Consider the following 4,283-nt stretch of genomic DNA (forward strand, 5'->3'; position numbering starts at 1 on the left):
GCACGCCGATTGCCGAGACTTCGTAGTCGAAGTCCAGCCACTCCTCTGCTATGAGCGCCGCGCCGGCAAGCTCCCGCCACGCGGCATCGATATCGTCCCTCGTTGTCACGCGGTACTGGCCCTTGCCGTCATAGCCGAAGCGGCGGGTCTTCAGGATCGCCGGGGCGCCGATCGCATCGACCGCCGCCGCCAGATCGGCGCGGGTTTCGACGGCGGCGAAGGGCGCGGTCTCGAGCCCCAGCCGCTTCAGGAATTCCTTTTCCGTCAGCCGGTCCTGGCTCACCCGCAACGCTTCGCGGCCGGGGCGGATCGGGCAATGCGCCTCGAGGATGTCGAGCGCCGAGGTCGGGATGTTCTCGAATTCATAGGTGATGACGTCGACCTCAGCGGCAAAGGCCCTCAGGGCCTCGGCGTCCTCGTAGCTGGCGGTCGTCACCCGCTGCGCCACATGGCCGGCGGGCGGGTTGGCGCCGGGCTCGAAGACATGGGTCACATAGCCGAGGCGGGCCGCGGCCACCGAGAGCATGCGGCCAAGCTGGCCGCCGCCGAGAATGCCGATCGTGGCGCCGGGCTTAAGGGGCTCAGTCATCCTGGGGCTCGTCTGCAATCGAGGCCGAAAGCGCGTCGCGCCATGCGTCGAGACGCGCGGCGAGCTCAGGGTCCTGCAAGGCCAGGATACCGGCCGCCATCAGCCCGGCATTGGCAGCGCCGGCGGCGCCGATGGCCATGGTCGCCACCGGGAACCCCTTGGGCATCTGGACGATGGAATAAAGGCTGTCGACCCCCGAGAGCGCGCGGGTCTGGACCGGAACGCCGACCACCGGCACCCGGGTCTTGGAGGCCATCATCCCCGGCAGATGGGCGGCCCCGCCGGCGCCGGCAATGATCACCTGAAGGCCGCGATCCGCCGCCGCCTTGCCATAGGCCCAGAGCCGGTCCGGGGTACGGTGCGCCGAGACGATCTTTTGCTCGTAGGCAATGCCCAGCTCGTCGAGAATGAGCGCTGCTTCCTTCATGGTCGCCCAGTCCGACTGGCTGCCCATGATGATTCCAACCTTGATGTCCGTCATTTTGCCCTCGTCAGAAAGAGCGGGCACTATAGCCAGATCGCGGCCCTAGGCAATGATATCCGGGGTCAGCCGGTCTTCGATCAGCGCGATCATGTCTTTTAGCCGCAGTTTCTGCTTCTTCAGGCGCTGAATGGTCAGCTGATCGCCGGTTCCGCGTTCGGTCAGCGCGTGAATCGCCTCGTCAAGGTCGCGGTGTTCCTGCTTGAAAACCGCGAGCTCGACCCGCAGCACGTCATTGGTCTTCATGGACAGGTCGCGGGGGGCGTTCATCGGGGGGTCCTTCGATCTTCGCGCCGAAGATAACCTTTTGCGGGCGCTGTGCAAAGCCCTTGCAGTCAGCCGCAGGCTTTCCCATATTCCTCCTGCACGGGTCGCCTCAACGGGGCCCGGCTGCACTGTCGCTTTAACCAAGGACGTGTCGATGACAAAACTGACCCTGGGCTCGCACCCGCACATGCTGGGATTTGAGCAACTTGAACGCCTTCTGGAACGCACGGCCAAGACCGGCAACGAAGGCTATCCCCCTTTCAACATCGAACAGACTTCGGAGCTGTCCTACCGAATCACCCTTGCTGTGGCCGGGTTCCGCGAAGAAGACCTGTCGATCACCGTCGAAGACCGCCAGCTGGTCATTCGCGGGCGCCAGACCGATGACAGCGCCGAGCGGATCTTCCTGCATCGCGGGATCGCCGCGCGGCAGTTCCAGCGCTCCTTCGTGCTTGCCGATGGCGTCGAAGTGGGCGAGGCGACGATGGAAAACGGCCTGCTGCATGTCGACCTGACACGGGCAAGGCCCGAGACGGTGGTGCAGACCATCCAGATCAGAAAGGGGTAGGCGATGTACGAGAAATACGAATTCGACCCCGAACAGGACGACCTCAAGCGCATCGTTTACGTGCGCGAGGTGGCAGTGGACGAGCTGCCCGACGACCTGCGCGAGGAAGTCGGCGATGTCGACCGCCTTTACGCGGTGCATGCCGCCGACGGCGAAAGGCTGGCGCTGGTGCGCGACCGGGCGATGGCCTTCGTGCTGGCGCGCCAGAACGATTTCGCCCCGGTAACGGTCCACTGAGCCGGGCCGCGCCGGCGGCTGGCACTCGGACGGCCAGGGCCTCGGAACGAGACAGATGAACGAATTCACGCCGGCGGTCGCCGTTCTGCCCTATGGAACCAAACTGGGCCTGCGCCCGGGCAGGCTGCCGCTGGGGCGGCTGAACTGGCCTCTGGGGCAGCCCGAGCGGCTTTTGGGGCGGAGCCTGCGCGACCTCGACCGGCGCGACCACCTGCTGATCTACCCCTCGGGCACGGCCCATATGCGGCCCTATTTCGGCACCCGGGCACGGGTGTCGATGATGGTGGTCGAACCGACTGCGCTGCATGGCCGCCACCTGCAGCGGCTGAAGCGGTCGCACCGGCGCTTTCACCGCGTCCTGAGCGCCAACGAGGCCTTTCTCGACAGCATCCCCAACGGCATCTTCCTGCCCTTCGGGACCACCTGGGTGCCAGACTGGCAGGGGCTTGATGTGACCAAGCGCCGGATGACCTCGTTGATTGCCTCGTCCAAGCGCGACCTCGAAGGCCATGTCCTGCGCCACCAGACGGTGGAATGGGCCGCCGGGAACGGCATCGAACTGGATGTCATGGGGCGTGGCTACCGGCCCTTCGAGCGCAAGTCAGACGGTCTGGCGCCCTATCGTTTCTCGGTGGTGATCGAAAACGTGCGCGAAGCCAATTATTTCACCGAAAAGCTGGTCGACTGCATCCTCTGCGACACCGTGCCGATCTATTGGGGCTGCCCCAACCCCGACCGGTTCTTCGACACCCGCGGCATGATCCTCTGTGACACCGCCGAGGATGTCCGCGCCGCCGTGGCCGGGGCCAGCGAAGGCCGCTACCGCGATCTGCTGCCGGCGCTGCGCGGCGCCAAGGAACAGGCGGCGCATTGGGCCGCGCTCGAGCCGCGCGCGGCGCAGGCGGTCCTCGCCGCTTAGCGCCGGTTAACACGGTCCGGCGCACGCGAAAGGGCCGCCCCCAGGGGCGGCCCTTTGCGATTTTCCTGGCCGGCGCGGATCAGCCCGCGATCAGCCCCAGGCTTTCCAGTTTCAGAATCACCTGATGGGCGCAGTTGTCGACCTCGACATTCTCGGTCTCGAGGCTCAGTTCCGGGTTCTCGGGCACGTCATAGGGATCCGAGATGCCGGTGAACTCCTTGATCTTGCCTTCGCGGGCCAGCTTGTAGAGCCCCTTGCGGTCACGGCGCTCGCATTCCTCGATCGAGGTCGCGACATGGACCTCGATGAAGGCGCCGAACTGCTCGATATCCTCGCGCACCGCGCGGCGGGTCGAGGCATAGGGCGCGATCGGGGCGCAGATGGCGATACCGCCGTTCTTGGTGATCTCCGAGGCGACATAGCCGATGCGACGGATGTTGAGGTCGCGGTGCTCTTTCGAGAAGCCCAGCTCGCTCGACAGGTTCTTGCGCACGATGTCGCCATCGAGCAGCGTCACCGGGCGTCCGCCCATCTCCATCAGCTTGACCATCAGCGCGTTGGCCACGGTCGATTTGCCCGATCCCGAGAAGCCGGTGAAGAACACGGTGAAACCCTGTTTCGAGCGCGGCGGCTTGGTGCGGCGCAGTTCTTTCACCACCTCGGGGAAGGAGAACCACTCGGGGATCTCGAGGCCCTCGGCCAGGCGGCGGCGCAGCTCGGTGCCCGAGATGTTGAGGATGGTGACGTCGTCCTTGTCCTTGATCTCGTCTATCGGCTCGTATTGGGCGCGTTCTTGAACCCAGACCATATGTTTGAAATCGACCATCTCGATGCCCATTTCTTCCTGGTTCTTGCGGAACAGGTCCTGCGCATCATAGGGGCCGTAGAAGTCTTCGCCCTGGCTGTTCTTGCCGGGGCCGGCATGGTCGCGGCCGACGATGAAATGGGTGCAGCCGTAGTTCTTGCGGATCAGCCCGTGCCACATGGCTTCGCGGGGGCCGCCCATGCGCATCGCCAGCGGCAGCAGCGACATGGTGGTGGTCGATCCCGGATATTTGTCAAGCACCGCCTCATAGCAGCGCACGCGGGTGAAATGGTCGACGTCGCCCGGCTTGGTCATGCCGACCGAGGGGTGGATCAGCAGGTTGGCCTGGGCTTCCTTGGCGGCGCGGAAGGTCAGTTCCTGGTGCGCGCGGTGCAGCGGATTACGGGTCTGGAAGGC

At 65.3% G+C, this 4,283-nt stretch carries 7 protein-coding genes; 3 read left to right on the plus strand and 4 right to left on the minus strand.

The genetic code is table 11. From position 1 onward, the window contains the following. From ABZD10_RS13970 to ABZD10_RS13980, 3 genes are all read right to left on the minus strand, one after another. Positions 1-589, minus strand: a 589-nt coding sequence (locus ABZD10_RS13970; RefSeq protein WP_372887383.1) for an ATP-grasp domain-containing protein, incomplete at its 3' end; no start/stop codon positions are given. Continuing rightward, entirely contained in the window at positions 582-1,070 is a 489-nt protein-coding gene (gene purE, locus ABZD10_RS13975; protein ID WP_372887385.1) for a 5-(carboxyamino)imidazole ribonucleotide mutase, read from the minus strand. The genes purE and ABZD10_RS13970, both read right to left, overlap by 8 nt. A gap of 45 nt (positions 1,071-1,115) precedes the next feature. After that, positions 1,116-1,340, minus strand: a complete 225-nt coding sequence (locus ABZD10_RS13980) for a YdcH family protein (RefSeq protein ID WP_372887387.1) — start codon at positions 1,338-1,340, stop codon at positions 1,116-1,118. Between the two features lie 151 nt (positions 1,341-1,491). Here ABZD10_RS13980 and ABZD10_RS13985 point away from each other — a divergent pair, with 151 nt between their 5' ends. The 3 genes from ABZD10_RS13985 to ABZD10_RS13995 are packed head-to-tail and all read left to right on the plus strand — an operon-like array spanning position 1,492 to position 3,061. Beyond that, positions 1,492-1,905: an Hsp20 family protein gene (locus ABZD10_RS13985; protein WP_372887389.1), complete on the plus strand. Its 414-nt coding sequence runs from the start codon at positions 1,492-1,494 to the stop codon at positions 1,903-1,905. Between the two features lie 3 nt (positions 1,906-1,908). Then, positions 1,909-2,142, plus strand: a complete 234-nt coding sequence (locus ABZD10_RS13990; protein ID WP_372887391.1) for a DUF1150 family protein — start codon at positions 1,909-1,911, stop codon at positions 2,140-2,142. A gap of 55 nt (positions 2,143-2,197) precedes the next feature. After that, positions 2,198-3,061, plus strand: a complete 864-nt coding sequence (locus tag ABZD10_RS13995; protein WP_372887393.1) for a glycosyltransferase family 10 domain-containing protein — start codon at positions 2,198-2,200, stop codon at positions 3,059-3,061. A gap of 79 nt (positions 3,062-3,140) precedes the next feature. On the opposite strand, the gene ABZD10_RS14000 is transcribed toward ABZD10_RS13995, so the two are convergent. Next, positions 3,141-4,283: bifunctional sulfate adenylyltransferase/adenylylsulfate kinase (locus ABZD10_RS14000; RefSeq protein WP_372887395.1), on the minus strand; the 1,143-nt coding region annotated here is incomplete at its 5' end.

Source organism: Shimia sp., from assembly GCF_041624275.1.
Classification (GTDB): domain Bacteria; phylum Pseudomonadota; class Alphaproteobacteria; order Rhodobacterales; family Rhodobacteraceae; genus Shimia.

Coding starts and splice junctions, on each gene's coding strand:
- purE (WP_372887385.1), bottom strand. CDS start 1,070: ATGACGGACATCAAGGTTGGAATCATCATGGGCAGCCAGTCGGACTGG.
- ABZD10_RS13980 (WP_372887387.1), bottom strand. CDS start 1,340: ATGAACGCCCCCCGCGACCTGTCCATGAAGACCAATGACGTGCTGCGG.
- ABZD10_RS13985 (WP_372887389.1), top strand. CDS start 1,492: ATGACAAAACTGACCCTGGGCTCGCACCCGCACATGCTGGGATTTGAG.
- ABZD10_RS13990 (WP_372887391.1), top strand. CDS start 1,909: ATGTACGAGAAATACGAATTCGACCCCGAACAGGACGACCTCAAGCGC.
- ABZD10_RS13995 (WP_372887393.1), top strand. CDS start 2,198: ATGAACGAATTCACGCCGGCGGTCGCCGTTCTGCCCTATGGAACCAAA.